Genomic DNA, 14,918 nt, shown 5'->3' on the forward strand with positions numbered 1-14,918 from the left:
TCAGTCTCTCCTCATGCCTGGTCGGAACGCCACCACGTATCGATATCGGGGTGACGGGCCGGGGGTGTTCTCGACCACATCGGCATGTCTGTCCCCTTCTCTCTGCCCGGGTGAGGTCCGTCTCTCCCTCGAACAGGACAACAGGACCATGCCCCGGGTCCCGTTACTGTGGATGGCCTGCGTACGCGATGCCTGGAGGTCTTCCGTGTCCTGGTCCGCCCTGGCGGCTGCCACCGAACCCGAGCCGATGCCGGTGACCCTGGACGAGGCGGCGGAGAAGGCGACGAACGCCGCGAGCTGGGTGGAGCAGAACTGGTCCACCTGGCTGAACACCGGCTTGCGGATCCTGCTGATCCTGGTCGTCGCGCTGCTGCTCCGGATGGCCGTCCGCCGCGCACTGACGAAGCTGATCGAGCGGATGAACCGCTCGGCGCAGGCCGTGGAGGGCACGGCCCTCGGCGGTCTCCTGGTCAACACCGAGCGGCGGCGTCAGCGCTCGGAGGCGATCGGTTCGGTCCTGCGGTCGGTGGCGTCCTTCCTGATCCTGGGCACGGCCGGACTGATGATCCTCGGCGCGTTCAAGATCGATCTGGCACCGCTGCTCGCCTCGGCGGGTGTCGCCGGTGTGGCGATCGGTTTCGGCGCCCGGAACCTCGTGACGGACTTCCTGTCGGGTGTCTTCATGATCCTGGAGGACCAGTACGGGGTCGGTGACTCGGTCGACGCGGGTGTGGCCTCCGGCGAGGTCGTCGAGGTGGGCCTGCGGGTGACCAAGCTGCGCGGTGTGGACGGCGAGATCTGGTACGTGCGCAACGGCGAGATCAAGCGGATCGGGAACCTCAGCCAGGGCTGGGCGACGGCGGGCGTCGACGTGACGGTCCGGCCGACGGAGGACCTGGACAAGGTGCGCTCCGTGATCATCGAGGCGGCGGAGGCCATGGCGAAGGAAGAGCCGTGGAACGAGCGCCTGTGGGGTCCGGTGGAGGTGCTCGGTCTGAACGAGGTGCTCCTCGACTCGATGACCGTCCGGGTCTCGGCGAAGACGATGCCGGGCAAGGCCCTCGGTGTGGAGCGCGAGCTGCGCTGGCGGATCAAGAGGGGCCTGGACGAGGCGGGCATCCGTATCGTGGGCGGTCTTCCGGCGCAGGCCGAGGAGGCGGCCGCCGATCCGACCGCGGGCATGGCGGCCCCCTCGGCGTTCGCCTCGGCGACCTCGCCGCAGTCGGCGGCGGCCACCCCGCTGCCGAGGTCGGATCTCAACAAGTAGCGCGTACGGGCTGAGGGACGCCCCCGCGGGTAACGCTTCGGTTGCCTTCGGGGGCGTCTCGCGTTCCCGGGTATTGACGCACGGCGACCGTCGTCCTACCTTCCTCCCAACCGAATAGGAAACTTTCCTAACAGTGTGGTGCGAAGGCAGGTGTGACCGTCATGGCCGGTACGACCCCGGGAACCCCGGGCACCCCGCGTGTCCTGCGCGCCATGAACGACCGGGCCGCCCTGGACCTGCTCCTGGAGCACGGCCCCCTCTCCCGCACCCGGATCGGCAAGCTCACCGGCCTGTCCAAGCCGACCGCGTCCCAGCTGCTCGCCCGCCTCGAAGCCGCCGGGCTCGTCGTCGCCACCGGCACCACCGAGGGCCGGCCCGGGCCCAACGCCCAGCTCTACGCGGTGAACGCGCGCGCCGCGTACGCCGCCGGCCTCGACGTCAACCAGCAGCGCATCCGCGCCGCCGTCGCCGACATCACCGGCACGATCGTCGGCGAGTACGAGCTCCGCACCCCCGGCCGCTCCTCCTCCGGGGTCGTCCGCCAGGTCACCGACGCCCTCGACGGGGCCGCGGAGGCGGCCGGGATCACCCGCGCGGAGGTCCGGCGCCTGGTCATCGGCACCCCCGGCGCCTTCGACCCGGCCACCGGGCGCCTGCGGTACGCCTCCCACCTGCCCGGCTGGCACTCCCCCACCCTCCTGGAGGAGCTGGCCGCCGTCCTGCCCATGCCGTTCGAGTACGAGAACGACGTCAACCTCGTCGCCGTCGCCGAACAGCGCGTGGGCGCCGCCCGCGGCCACGACGACTTCGCCCTGCTGTGGAACCAGGAGGGCCTCGGCGCCGCCCTCGTCCTCGGCGGGCGACTCCACCGCGGCTTCACCGGCGGCGCCGGCGAGGTCGGCTTCCTGCCCGTGCCCGGCACCCCGCTCGTCCGGCAGGTCACCAAGGCCAACTCCGGCGGCTACCAGGAGCTCGCGGGCGTCCAGGCCGTCCCCCGGATCGCCCGCGCCGTCGGGATCGACACGCCCGAACAGCCGTACGTCCCGGTCGCGTCCTCCCTGCTCGGCCACGCCGCCACGGCGCACGGCGAGGACCCCCGGTACGCGGAGCTGCTCGACCGGTACGCCGAGCGGGTCGCCACCGGCCTCGCCTCGATCGTCGCCGTCCTCGACCCCGAGCTGATCGTGCTGTCCGGTGACGTCCTCGTCGCCGGCGGAGAACCCCTGCGCGCCCGCGTGCAGTCCGAACTCGCCGACCTCGCCGCCTCCCGGCCCCGGCTCGTCCTCAGCGCCGTACCCGCCCGGCCCGTCCTGCGCGGCGCCCTCGAAACCGCCCTCGCCACCACCCGCGACGAGGTCTTCGACACCTCGCGCTGACCGACCGCCCGTCCGACCGAGCACGCCAGCCCTCCACCAGCCCTTCGCCACAGGGAGACACCGTCATGCCCGTACGCCCCCGCAGAGCGGTCGTCGCGCTCGCCGCCACCGCCTCGATCGCCCTCCTCGCCACCGCCTGTACCGGCTCCGCGAACGACGCGACCTCCGACGACCCCAAGGCCGAGACCACCATCACCTTCTGGCACGGCTGGTCGGACCCCGCCGAGGTGAAGGCGATCACGGACAACGTCGCGCGCTTCGAGAAGGCCCACCCGAACATCAAGGTGAAGCTCGTCGGCGGCATCAACGACGACAAGCTGGGCCAGGCGCTGCGCGCGGGCGGTTCGAAGGGCCCGGACGTCGTCTCCTCCTTCACCACCTCCAACGTCGGCAAGTTCTGCTCCTCGGGTGCGCTCGCGGACCTCCAGCCGTTCATCGAGAAGGACAAGCTGGACCTGGACAAGATCTTCCCGAAGGTCCTCCAGAAGTACACGCAGTTCGAGGGCAGGCGCTGCTCGCTGCCGCTGCTCTCCGACGCGTACGGCCTCTTCTACAACAAGGACGCGTTCAAGGCGGCCGGCCTCGACCCCGAGGCCCCGCCGAAGACCTGGTCCCAGTTCACCGAGGTCGCCAAGAAGCTCACCAAGACCAAGGGCGAGTCCTACGAGCGGCTCGGCTTCATGCCGAACTACCTCGGTTACGAGACCGTCGTCGAGCACTACATGTCGCAGTGGAAGCACAACGGCTACTTCGACGCCGAGGGCAGGTCGACCGTCGCGAAGGACCCGGCGTTCGCCGAGATGATGACGTACCAGAAGTCCCTGGTGGACGCCCTGGGCGGGTTCCGGAAGCTCGACAGGTACCGCACCACCTTCGGTGACGAGTGGGGCGCCAAGCACCCCTTCCACACCGGCCAGGTCGCCATGCAGCTGGACGGCGAGTGGCGGCTGAACTTCGTCAAGAAGGCCGGCGTGACCTTCGACGTCGGCGTCGCGCCGATGCCCGTCGCCGACGACGAGATCGCCGAGTACGGCAAGGGCTACCTCTCCGGCACGATCATGGGCATCGCGCCGCAGAGCAAGAAGCAGAACGCGGCCTGGCAACTGATCAAGTACATGACCACGGACACCGAGGCCGTGGTCGGCTTCGCCAACAGCATCGGCAACGTCCCCTCCACCCTGGAGGCGCTGAAGTCCCCGAACCTGAGGTTCGACGCGCGCTTCAAGACCTTCCTGGACATCGCCCAGCACCCCGGGTCCACCACCATGGACGGCGCCGTGAACGGCGCCAGCTACCAGGAGACCCTCTCCGCCTTCGCCCACAAGTACGAGAAGGGCCAGGTCACGGACCTGAAGAAGGGCCTCGCGGACACCGCGGCGCAGATCGACCGCGACATCGCCGCGACGAAGTGACGGCCGGAACCCGCCCATGAGCACGGACACCCTGCCCGCGAAGGAGGCGGCCGCCCCGGCCGCCCCCTCCCCCGGAGGACGGAACACGCTCCGGTCGAAGCGCCGACGCGACGCGCTCCGCACCCTGGCGTTCATGTCGCCCTGGCTGATCGGATTCGGCGTCTTCTTCGCCTATCCGCTCCTCTCCACCCTGTACTTCTCGTTCATGCGGTACGACGGCCTCAACCCGCCGACCTGGCGGGGCGTGGAGAACTGGACGTACGTCTTCGCCGACCTGCCGAAGTTCTGGCCGGCGATGCAGAACACCCTCTGGCTGGCCGTCGTGATGGTCTCCTGCCGGGTCGTCTTCGGCCTCGGCGTCGGCATGCTGATCATCAGGATCAAGACGGGCGCCGGAATCTTCCGCACCCTCTTCTACCTGCCGTACCTGGCCCCGCCTGTGGCGGCCACGCTCGCCTTCGTCTTCCTGCTCAACCCCGGCACCGGACCGGTCAACTCGCTCCTGGAGGCGGTCGGCATCCCCGCCCCCTCCTGGTTCAACGACGCCGACTGGGCCAAGCCGGCCCTGACCGTCCTCGCCGTGTGGGGCGTCGGCGACCTCATGGTCATCTTCATGGCCGCGCTGCTCGACGTACCGAAGGAGCAGTACGAGGCCGCCGAGCTGGACGGCGCCTCCCCGTGGCAGCGGTTCCGCTACATCACGCTGCCGAACATCTCGCCGATCGTGCTCTTCGCGGTCGTCACCGGGATCATCGGCGCGATGCAGTACTACACCCAGCCGATCGTGGCCTCGAAGGTCGCCTCGGGGGTGCTGGGCGGCTCCGGCGTCACCTTCGTCCCCGGCCACCCGGACGACTCCACACTGACCCTCCCGCAGCTGGTCTACAGCCTCGGCTTCAGCCAGTTCAACTACGGCGCTGCCTGCGTCGTGGCGCTGGTGCTCTTCGCCTTCTCCATGGCCTTCACCGCGCTCCTCATGCGCCGGCGCGGCGGCCTGATCGGCTCGGGTGACTGACACATGACGACCGCAACCGCTCCCGCCCGTCCCGAGGCGAGCCCGGCCCTCAGGCGGGCCCGCCGCAAGGCGCTCCTGCACTGGATCGCCGTGCACTCGCTCGGCGTCGCCGCGGCCCTGTTCTTCGTCCTCCCGTTCGTCTTCGTCCTCCTCACCTCCCTGATGAGCGACGACCAGGCGCTCACCCGGGACCTGACGCCGAACTCCTGGCACTGGGACAACTACGTCAAGGTCTTCCGGACCGAGGGCTTCCTCACCTGGTGGAGGAACTCCCTGCTGTACGCCGGACTCGGCACCGTCCTCGTCGTGGTGTCCTCGATACCCGTGGCGTACGCGCTCGCCAAGTTCCGCTTCCGCGGCCGGCATCTGTCGCTGCTGCTCGTCATCTCGATGATGATGCTGCCGCCGCAGGTCGTGATCATCCCGATGTACCTGTTCTGGGCCAAGCAGATGGACCTCTCCGGCACCCTGTGGCCGCTCATCGTCCCGATGGCCTTCGGCGACGCCTTCGCCGTCTTCCTGCTGCGCCAGTTCCTGCTGACCATCCCGAACGAGTACGTCGAGGCCGCGAGGATCGACGGGTGCGGCGAGTTCCGCACCCTGGTACGGGTCGTGCTCCCGATGGCGAAGCCCGGCATCGCCGCCGTCGCCCTGTTCCAGTTCTTCTACTGCTGGAACGACTACTTCGGGCCGCAGATCTACGCCTCGGAGAACCCGGGCGCCTGGACGCTCAGTTACGGCCTGGAGTCCTTCAAGGGCGCGCACCACACCGACTGGAACCTGACCATGGCCGCGACCGTGCTGGTCATGGCCCCCGTGATCCTCGTCTTCTTCTTCGCCCAGAAGGCGTTCGTCGAGGGAGTCACACTGACCGGAGTGAAGGGCTGACGCACACATGAAGCTCACTGTCGTGGGGGGCGGTTCCACCTACACCCCCGAACTGATCGACGGATTCGCGCGCCTGCGCGACACCCTGCCCATCACCGAACTCGTCCTCGTCGACCCGGCCGCCGAGCGCCTCGAACTGGTCGGGGGGCTCGCCCGGCGGATCTTCGCCAAGCAGGACCACGCGGGGAAGATCGTCACCACCACCGACCTGGACGCCGGCGTCGACGGGGCCGACGCCGTCCTGCTCCAGCTGCGGATCGGCGGCCAGGCCGCCCGCCTGCAGGACGAGACCTGGCCGCTGGAGTGCGGCTGCGTCGGCCAGGAGACCACCGGCGCCGGCGGCCTCGCCAAGGCGCTCCGCACGGTCCCCGTGGTCCTCGACATCGCGGAACGGGTCCGGCGCGCCAACCCGGACGCCTGGATCATCGACTTCACCAACCCCGTCGGCATCGTCACGCGCGCGCTGCTCCAGGCCGGGCACAAGGCCGTCGGCCTGTGCAACGTGGCCATCGGCTTCCAGCGCAAGTTCGCGGCGCTCCTCGACGTGACCCCGGCCGAGGTCCACCTGGACCACGTCGGGCTCAACCACCTGACCTGGGAGACGGCGGTACGGATCGGGGGCCCCGAGGGCGAGGACGTCCTGCCGCGACTGCTCGCCGGACACGGCGACGTGATCGCGGACGACCTGCGGCTGCCGCGCCCGGTCCTGGACCGGCTCGGCGTCGTGCCCTCGTACTACCTGCGGTACTTCTACGCGCACGACGAGGTGGTGCGGGAACTCGGCACCAAGCCGTCGCGGGCCGCCGAGGTCGCCGCGATGGAGAAGGAACTCCTGGAGATGTACGGGGACCCGGCCCTGGACGAGAAGCCGGCGCTGCTCGGCAGGCGCGGCGGCGCCTTCTACTCGGAGGCGGCCGTGGACCTGGCCGCGTCCCTGCTCGGCGGCGCCGGTTCGCCGCACCAGGTGGTGAACACGTACAACCGCGGGACGCTGCCGTTCCTGCCGGACGACGCCGTGATCGAGACGCAGGCCGCGGTGGGCCCCCAGGGTGCCTCGCCGCTGCCGGTGGCGCCGGTGGACCAGCTGTACGCCGGCCTGATCGCGAACGTCACGGCCTACGAGGACCTGGCCCTGGAGGCGGCGCTGCGCGGCGGCCGCGACCGGGTGTTCAAGGCGCTCCTCGCGCATCCACTGGTGGGACAGTACGCGTACGCCGACGGGCTCACGGACCGGCTGATCGCGCACAACCGGGAGCACCTCGCGTGGGCCTGACCGGAACCGTGCTGGCCATCGACGCCGGCAACAGCAAGACCGACGTCGCGGTCCTCGGCGCGGACGGCACCGTCCTCGGCGCGGCCCGCGGCGGCGGGTTCCAGCCGCCCGTCGTGGGGGTGGCGGCGGCGGTCGACACGCTGGCGGAGATCATCGGCCGTGCGGGCGCCGAGGCCGGTGCCGCGACCGGCTTCGCCCATGTGTCGGCCTGTCTCGCCAACGCCGACCTGCCCGTCGAGGAGACCGCGCTCCGGGCCGAGATCCTGGGCCGGGGCTGGAGCCGGTCGGTGCGGGTGCACAACGACACCTTCGCGATCCTGCGGGCCGGGCTCGACGAGCCGCGCGGGGTGGCGGTGGTGTGCGGGGCCGGGATCAACTGCGTCGGGATGACCCCGGACGGGCGGACCGCTCGCTTCCCCGCGATCGGGAAGATCTCCGGGGACTGGGGCGGCGGCAGCGGCCTGGCCGAGGAGGCGATCTGGTTCGCCGCGCGCGCCGAGGACGGGCGCGGTGAGCCGACCGAGCTGGCGCGGGCCCTGCCGGCGCACTTCGGTCTGGAGACGATGTACGCGCTGATCGAGGCGCTGCACCTGGGCCGGGTGCCGTTCGCGCGGCGGCACGAGCTGACGCCCGTGCTGTTCCGGGTGAGCGCGGCCGGGGACCCGGTCGCGCTGTCGCTGGTGCACCGGCTCGCCGAGGAGGTCGTGGCCCTGTCGGCGGTCGCCCTCGGGCGGCTCGGTCTGCTGGACGAGGAGGCTCCGGTGATGCTGGGCGGCAGCGTGCTCGCCGCCCGCCACCCGCAGTTGGAGGAGCGGATCCTCGAACTCCTCGCCGAGCGGGCGCCGAAGGCCGTCGTCGGCTTCGTGACGGCGCCGCCGGTCCTCGGGGCGGGGCTGCTCGCCCTGGACGAGACGGCGGCGGGACCGGAGGCGGCGGCCCGGCTGCGGGAGCACTACGGGGCCTGAGCGCGGTGGGCCTGCGGGGCGTTCCTCCTCCTGGGAGGGGCGCCCCGCAGGCGTGTTCACCTGTTCGAGCGATGCCGGGTACGGAACCGATCACGGCCGGGCGACGTATTCAAGGTGGAGTGGTCTTGAGGGGGTCGTGAGGGGGTTCGCCTGCGGATGTGCCGGAGGCATACGGCAGGATAAGAACAAGATCGCGTCAATACCGGTGTGCGGACGGCCCTCTGCGGCCATACTGCTGGCCGGGTGGTCGTCCACCGGCGGCCGGTGGCAACCGGAGGACCGGCCGGACGGGCCGACGTCAGCGACCGAGGGGGAGGTCCAGTGACACACCCGCCGAACGCGCCAGCCGCCTCGGCGGCGCGGGGCACGGCACCCGCGCCCGCACGCCCGCCCGGCGTGCCCGCGCAGCCGTCGCCCGCGCTCGGCGCCGCCCCGCCCGCGGTTCGCGGGGCGCTGGCCGTGGGGCGGGAGCGACTGCGGGTGGCCGCGACGACGGAGCCCGGCCGGCTCCAGATCCTCGGCGCCGTCCTCGCCCTGCTCGTCGTCGCGTTCGGAGCCGTCACCGCCTTCCAGGTCGACGACCGGGCCACCGCCGCCGACGACGTCGTCAGCCGCAGCCAGCCGCTGTCCGCCGACGCCGCCGCGATCTACCGCTCCCTCGCCGACGCCGACACCACCGCCGCCAGCGGCTTCCTCGCCGGCACCCTGGAGCCCGCCGACTCACGCGCGCGGTACGACCGGGACATCGCCACAGCCGCCCGGCTCCTCGTCAAGGCCGCCGCCAGCACCGGCGGTTCGAGCGAGTCGGCCCGCGAGATCGCCACCCTCAACCAGCAGCTCCCCCGCTACACGGGCCTGATCGAGCGCGCCCGGGCCGCCAACCGGCAGGGGCTCCCGCTCGGCGGCGCCTATCTGCGGTACGCCAACCAGCAGATGACCAGCACGCTGCTGCCCGCCGCCGAGCGGCTGTACGCGGCGGAGACGGTACGGCTCCAGGAGGACGACGCGTCGGCCCGCACCTGGCCGTTCGTCTCCCTCGGCCTCGGCGTGCTCACCCTCGCCGTCCTCGTCTGGGCCCAGCGCCGCAACTACGCCAGGACGCACCGGGTCTTCAACCACGGACTGCTCGCCGCCACCGCCGCCACGGTGGTCGTCGTGCTCTGGCTCCTCGCCTCGCACATGGTGGCGCGCAGCGGGCTCGACAGCGCGCGGGCGCACGGGCAGGACTCGCTGCAGGTCCTCAACACCGCCCGGATCAGCTCGCTCACGGCCCGCGCCAACGAGAACCTGACCCTCGTCGCCCGTGGCGCCGTCCTCACCGAGGACGGCAGGAACGACAGATACGAGGCCGAGTACACGGCGAGCATGGACGCCCTGACGGACGCGCTCGCCACGGCGCGCGAGCGGGCCGACGACGACGCCGGCCGGACCCCGGTCGACGAGGCCGCATCCCGCACGGGCGAGTGGCAGCAGCGCCACAAGGACGCCCGCGCGAAGGACGAGGCCGGTGACTTCGACGGCGCGCTGGGCCGGATCGTCGGCTCCGAGCAGTCGACGGGGCAGGCCTTCGACCAGGTCGACGCGGCCCTGGAGCGGGCCCTGGCGCACGAGCAGGTTGAGTTCACCCGCGCCGCCGGGGACGCCAGGGACGCGCTGACGGCACTGCCCCTGGGCGCGGCGGCCCTCGGGATCCTGGGGGCGGCGGGCGCCGTGCTCGGCATCAACCGCAGACTGGCGGAGTACCGGTGAGAGGGGGCGGGATGCCGAGCGGCACGTACCCGCTGGCGCGGCGGACGGCGGAGCGGTTCCGGGGCTGGGGCGGGGTGGCCGCCATGGCCGTGGCCTGCGGGCTCACCGCCTCGCTCACCCTTCTTCCCCTGACCCACCACGGCGGTGACGCGGCGGCCGCCCCCGGCACGTACGGCCCCGGGCCCGGTGTCGGCACGGGCGTCCAGGTCGCGGCGGACACCTGTGAGAACCCGGAGGCGTCCCTGCGGCCCTCGACGGCGGACGGTCCGTCGATCCAGGCCGTCAAGGCCCGCGGGAAGCTCGTCGTGGGCGTCGACCAGTCCAGCTACCGCTGGGGCTACCGGAACCCGGAGAAGGGCACCCTGGAGGGCTTCGACATCGACCTGGCCCGGGCCATCGCCCGGGACATCCTGGGCGACGAGAAGGCCGTCATCTTCCGCGCCATCCCGACGAACCAGCGGATCGCCGCCCTGGACAGCGGCAAGGTCGACCTCGTCGTGCGCACGATGACGATCAACTGCAAGCGGATCCAGCAGGTCGCCTTCTCCACCGCCTACTTCCAGGCCGGGCAGCAGGTGCTGGCGCCCAAGCTCGCCAAGGACATCACCGGCTACGACTCCTCGCTGCGCGGCAAGCGGATCTGCACCGCTGAGGGCTCCACCGCCTACGAGGCCCTGGAGGCGAACTCCTTCGGCGCGCTCTTCAAGGACGAGGGCGACGGCACCAAGGACGACAAGGACCTGCTGACCGTCCCCAACCAGCTGGACTGCCTGGCCCGGCTCCAGCTGGGCGAGGTCGACGCCGTCGTCACCGACAACGCCCTCGCGGCCGGACAGGCCGCCCAGGACCCCGCGGTCGAGCTCAAGGGCCGCCCGTTCACCACCGAGTTCTACGGGGTGGCCGCCAAGCTCGGCAACGACGACCTGGTCCGCCGGGTCAACCAGGTCCTCGTGAACTACCGGCAGGGCCCCTGGCAGAAGGCGTACAAGGACTGGCTGGAGAAGGACCTCCCCGGCATACCCGGCCCGCCCGCGCCCCTCTACAAGTAGCCCCGCCCCGAACGACAGCCCGGTACACGGAGAGGAAGAGGTGATCGATGGGCGTCACGGGACCCCCTGGGCCGGTGATGGACCGGGACGAGGTGGACCGTGCGCTGGCGCGGCTCGGCGCCGAGCACAAGGCGATCGAGGACTCGCTCTTCGCGCTCCAGGACCACGCGGGCCGCAGACTGCTCGAAGGAGCCGAGCTGACCGGGACGACCCGGGACCGCTGGGCGGCGGCCGAGCGGACGATCACCCTGCTCTGGACCTGCTTCGACGTGTACACGAGCGCCCTGCGGGACGCCCGCGAGGTGCGGGCCCGGCGGCGCTGGCCCGGCCGTGACGAGCTCGTGGAGCTGACCGAGCGGCTGCGCGGCGAGAGCGTGCTCGTCGCGGGCGGCGCGGGCGAACAGGGGCTGCTCTCCGAGCGGTTCAGCCTGGAGGGCCTCGTCCGGCGGATGAACGAGCTGTACGCGTCCTCGCTGGACCTGGTGGTGACCGCCGACGCCGTCTGGTCGGCGCTGCCCGCCCGGATAGACCTCCTCGCCGCCGAGCTGCGCCGTACCCGCTCGCTCGCCCACTCGGTCGGCGTGCGGCCGGGGGAGCACCCGGCCGGCGACGACCTGGAGGACATCACGGCCGAGTTGACCCGGCTGCGGTCCCAGGTGGTGACCGATCCGCTGGCGTTCTGGCGTCCGGCGGCGGGCAGTTCGGCGCCCGGCGGCGGCCGGCCGGACACCGAGCGGTACGACAGGGCGGCCCTGGCCCTGGAGGACGTCCGGCGGGAGATCGAGGCGGTGCTCGCGGTCCGGCAGGACTCCGAGGACCGGCTGCTCCGGCTGCGTGACGTGCTGTCGCGGGCGGACCGCACGCTCGCCGAGGCGCGGGCCGCGCGGGGCGAGGTCCTCGCGAAGATCGCCGCCTCCGAGGTGCCGGCCGTCAGCGGGCCGCCGATCGTGCTCCAGGAGCGGCTCGCCACCGCCGCGGAGTACCGCAGGCACGCCCAGTGGCACCGGCTCTCCCCGCTCCTGGAGTCCCTGGAGCGGGAGGCCGAGGACGAACTGCTCCGGGCCCGGGAGTCGCTGACCGCCGTGACGGCGCCGCTCGCGGTCCGGGCCGAACTGCGCGGCCGGCTGGACGCGTACAAGGCGAAGGTGGCACGGCTGGGCGCGGCGGAGGACCCGCTGCTCGTGGAGCGGTACGACGCGGCCCGCCGGATGCTGTGGAGCGCGCCTTGCGATCTGCGGGTCGCGGAACAGGCCGTGCTGCGCTACCAGCAGGCGGCGGCGGACGTACTGTCCGGCCCGAGAGACGCGGGAGGACGACAGTGGTGAGCGGGGAGACGGGCGTGGGGAGCTGTCAGCGTCCTTCGTGCGAGGGTTCGTACGAGGACATGGGAGGCGGCGAGCTGTACTGCGACACCTGCGGCCTCGCCCCGGTGGTGGCGCCCGGCGGGCTCATCGGGTCGACGCCGACCGGGGTGGCCGTGCCCGGCAGGGGTACCGGTACGGGGATCGGCGGTCCGGACTCGGGCTCCTCGCGGAGCGGTTCCCGGGCGTCGTCGCGGGCCTCCTCGCGCTCCTCGACCTCCCGGCGTTCGGTCTCCGGGCGGCTCTCGCGTTCGCTCTCCGGCTCCTCCACGTCCCGTTCGGTGTCGGTGCGCAGCTCGGGCTCCTCGACGAGCCAGTCGGCCAGGAACCGGCTGGGCGCGGGTCTGGTGTCGATCCCCGAGGTGCCGCGGCCGGACCCGCGGGGCGCGGTGATGGAGAACCCCGAGGTCCCCGAGCGGAAGCGATTCTGCTCCCGCTCCGACTGCGGGGCCCCGGTGGGGCGTTCGCGGGGTGACCGGCCGGGGCGTACGGAGGGCTTCTGCACCAAGTGCGGGCACCCGTACTCCTTCGTGCCGAAGCTGCGCGGCGGGGACATCGTGCACGGCCAGTACGAGGTGGCGGGCTGTCTCGCGCACGGTGGCCTCGGCTGGGTCTACCTCGCCGTCGACCGGGCCGTCTCGGACCGCTGGGTCGTCCTCAAGGGCCTCCTCGACACCGGTGACCAGGACGCGATGGCCGCGGCGATCTCCGAGCGCCGCTTCCTCGCCGAGATCGAGCACTCCAACATCGTCCGCATCTACAACTTCGTCGAGCACCTCGACCAGCGCACCGGCTCCCTGGACGGCTACATCGTCATGGAGTACGTCGGCGGCAAGTCGCTCAAGGAGATCGCCAACGACCGGCGGACCCCGGACGGCCGGCGCGATCCGCTGCCGGTCGAGCAGGCCTGCGCGTACGGGATCGAGGCCCTGGAGGCGCTCGGCCACCTGCACAGCCGCAACCTGCTGTACTGCGACTTCAAGGTCGACAACGCCATCCAGACCGAGGACCAGCTCAAGCTGATCGACATGGGCGCGGTCCGCCGGATGGACGACGACGAGTCCGCGATCTACGGCACGGTCGGCTACCAGGCGCCGGAGGTGGCCGAGGTCGGCCCCTCGGTGGCGAGCGACCTGTACACAGTGGCGCGCACGCTCGCCGTGATGACCTTCGACTTCCAGGGCTACACGAACGTCTTCGTGGACTCGCTGCCCGAACCGGACCACATCGCGGTCTTCCGGACGTACGAGTCGTTCTACCGTTTCCTGGTCCGCGCCACCGACCCCGATCCCGCACGCCGGTTCGCCTCCGCGCAGGAGATGGCGGAGCAGCTGACGGGGGTCCTGCGCGAGGTGGTGGCGCTCCAGTCGGGGCGGCCGCGTCCCGCGCTCTCGACGCTGTTCGGCACGGAGGTCCGCGTCACGGACACCACGCTCTTCGCCGAGCTGACGGAGGACGTGTCACTGCTCGGGGCCCGCGGGGGACGCAAGAGGCAGCCGGTGCCGGGGGGTGTCGCCGGTGCGGGAGTCCCGGGGGCTGGACCCGGTGCGGGTTCACCCGGTGCCGGTGCGGGTGTCCCCGGGGTCTCCGGGGCCGGTGGTGGGCCGGCCGGTGGGCCGGGGCTCGGGGAGTTGCTCGCGCCGCTCGACCCGCCCGCCACCGCGCTCGCGCTGCCCGTGCCGCGCGTCGACCCCGGCGACCCCAACGCCGGCTTCCTCGCCGGTCTGGCCGCCGCCGCGCCCGGCGAGCTGCTCGGAGCGCTCCACGCCGCGCCCGTGGCCTCCGCCGAGCTGTGGCTGCGCACCCTGCGGGCCCAACTGGAGCTGGGCGACCTGCCCGCCGCCGGACGGACCCTCGCCGGGATCGAGGAGCGGGACCCGGACGACTGGCGGGTCGTCTGGTACCGGGGCGTCACCTCCCTGGTGACCGGAGACCACGAGCACGCGGCGCTCGCCTTCGACGCGATCTACGACGCCTTCCCCGGCGAGCCGGCGCCGAAGCTGGCCCTCGGGATCTGCGCCGAGGTGCTGGGCCAGCTGGACAACGCCGCCGAGTACTACCGCCTGGTGTGGGCCACGGACCCCAGCTTCGTCAGCGCCGCCTTCGGCCTGGCCCGGGTGCAGCTCGCGGCGGGCGACCGCACCGGAGCCGTCGCCACCCTGGAATCCGTACCGGAGGCCTCGATCCACTACACGGCGGCCCGCGTCGCGACCGTGCGGGCGCGGCTGCGGCGGCGGCCCGCGTGGGAGCCGATCGGCGCCGATCTGACGGCGGCCGCGGCGCAGGTCTCCGCGCTCCAGGGCTTCGGGCTGGACCCGGTGCGCCGCGAGCAGTTGTCGACGGAGGTCCTCGGAGCCGCCCTGGACTGGGTACTCTCCGGTAGTCCCGGTGCGGAACCGGGCGGCGGCGCGCTGCTGCTCGGAAGTGAACTGGACGAGCGCGGACTGCGCTTCGGCCTCGAACGCTCGTACCGGGTGCTGGCCCGGCTCGCCCAGCGGGGCGAGGAGAGGATCGAACTGGTGGAGCGGGCCAACCGTTTCCGCCCCCGGACGTGGGTGTGAGG

General features: G+C 72.3%; 11 protein-coding genes. All 11 read left to right on the plus strand.

The features are described from left to right. Positions 1-247: 247 nt before the first annotated feature. The 11 genes from AMK29_RS03970 (at position 248) to AMK29_RS04020 (ending at position 14,916) form a co-directional block, all read left to right on the plus strand. Positions 248-1,267 (plus strand): mechanosensitive ion channel family protein, encoded by a 1,020-nt coding sequence (locus AMK29_RS03970; RefSeq protein WP_107422524.1) that lies wholly within the window; start codon positions 248-250, stop codon positions 1,265-1,267. Positions 1,268-1,428: 161 nt separating this feature from the next. Beyond that, positions 1,429-2,643: an ROK family transcriptional regulator gene (locus AMK29_RS03975; protein ID WP_073808266.1), complete on the plus strand. Its 1,215-nt coding sequence runs from the start codon at positions 1,429-1,431 to the stop codon at positions 2,641-2,643. 65 nt (positions 2,644-2,708) lie between these two features. Beyond that, positions 2,709-4,055, plus strand: a complete 1,347-nt coding sequence (locus tag AMK29_RS03980; protein ID WP_073807470.1) for an ABC transporter substrate-binding protein — start codon at positions 2,709-2,711, stop codon at positions 4,053-4,055. Positions 4,056-4,071: 16 nt separating this feature from the next. Continuing rightward, positions 4,072-5,070, plus strand: coding sequence for a carbohydrate ABC transporter permease (locus tag AMK29_RS03985; RefSeq protein ID WP_073807472.1), 999 nt, complete (start codon positions 4,072-4,074; stop codon positions 5,068-5,070). A 3-nt stretch (positions 5,071-5,073) separates the two neighbouring features. Continuing rightward, positions 5,074-5,958: a carbohydrate ABC transporter permease gene (locus tag AMK29_RS03990; protein WP_073807475.1), complete on the plus strand. Its 885-nt coding sequence runs from the start codon at positions 5,074-5,076 to the stop codon at positions 5,956-5,958. 7 nt (positions 5,959-5,965) lie between these two features. Next, complete coding sequence (locus AMK29_RS03995; protein ID WP_073807478.1) at positions 5,966-7,231, plus strand: 6-phospho-beta-glucosidase; 1,266 nt, start codon at positions 5,966-5,968, stop codon at positions 7,229-7,231. Beyond that, the gene (locus AMK29_RS04000; protein ID WP_073807481.1) at positions 7,222-8,196 is read left to right on the plus strand and encodes an N-acetylglucosamine kinase; all 975 of its coding nucleotides are present in this window, start codon (positions 7,222-7,224) and stop codon (positions 8,194-8,196) included. The genes AMK29_RS03995 and AMK29_RS04000 overlap by 10 nt, the downstream gene beginning before the upstream one ends. A 321-nt stretch (positions 8,197-8,517) precedes the next feature. Then, a complete protein-coding gene (locus AMK29_RS04005; protein ID WP_073807484.1) occupies positions 8,518-9,945 on the plus strand; it encodes a hypothetical protein in 1,428 nt (475 codons plus the stop codon). A gap of 11 nt (positions 9,946-9,956) precedes the next feature. Further along, the gene (locus AMK29_RS04010; RefSeq protein WP_073807487.1) at positions 9,957-10,994 is read left to right on the plus strand and encodes a glutamate ABC transporter substrate-binding protein; all 1,038 of its coding nucleotides are present in this window, start codon (positions 9,957-9,959) and stop codon (positions 10,992-10,994) included. A 47-nt stretch (positions 10,995-11,041) separates the two neighbouring features. After that, positions 11,042-12,319, plus strand: a complete 1,278-nt coding sequence (locus tag AMK29_RS04015) for a hypothetical protein (RefSeq protein ID WP_073807490.1) — start codon at positions 11,042-11,044, stop codon at positions 12,317-12,319. 59 nt (positions 12,320-12,378) lie between these two features. Further along, on the plus strand, positions 12,379-14,916 hold the full coding sequence (locus AMK29_RS04020; RefSeq protein ID WP_073807493.1) for a serine/threonine-protein kinase: 2,538 nt from the start codon (positions 12,379-12,381) through the stop codon (positions 14,914-14,916). Positions 14,917-14,918 lie beyond the last annotated feature (2 nt).

Source organism: Streptomyces sp. CB02261 (assembly GCF_001905665.1).
Lineage (GTDB): Bacteria > Actinomycetota > Actinomycetes > Streptomycetales > Streptomycetaceae > Streptomyces.

Bases quoted from the DNA above. Each gene is read 5' to 3' on its own strand.
- AMK29_RS03970 (WP_107422524.1), top strand. From the start codon at position 248: ATGCCGGTGACCCTGGACGAGGCGGCGGAGAAGGCGACGAACGCCGCG.
- AMK29_RS04015 (WP_073807490.1), top strand. From the start codon at position 11,042: ATGGGCGTCACGGGACCCCCTGGGCCGGTGATGGACCGGGACGAGGTG.
- AMK29_RS04020 (WP_073807493.1), top strand. From the start codon at position 12,379: ATGGGAGGCGGCGAGCTGTACTGCGACACCTGCGGCCTCGCCCCGGTG.
- AMK29_RS03980 (WP_073807470.1), top strand. From the start codon at position 2,709: ATGCCCGTACGCCCCCGCAGAGCGGTCGTCGCGCTCGCCGCCACCGCC.
- AMK29_RS03990 (WP_073807475.1), top strand. From the start codon at position 5,074: ATGACGACCGCAACCGCTCCCGCCCGTCCCGAGGCGAGCCCGGCCCTC.
- AMK29_RS03975 (WP_073808266.1), top strand. From the start codon at position 1,429: ATGGCCGGTACGACCCCGGGAACCCCGGGCACCCCGCGTGTCCTGCGC.
- AMK29_RS04010 (WP_073807487.1), top strand. From the start codon at position 9,957: ATGCCGAGCGGCACGTACCCGCTGGCGCGGCGGACGGCGGAGCGGTTC.
- AMK29_RS03995 (WP_073807478.1), top strand. From the start codon at position 5,966: ATGAAGCTCACTGTCGTGGGGGGCGGTTCCACCTACACCCCCGAACTG.
- AMK29_RS03985 (WP_073807472.1), top strand. From the start codon at position 4,072: ATGAGCACGGACACCCTGCCCGCGAAGGAGGCGGCCGCCCCGGCCGCC.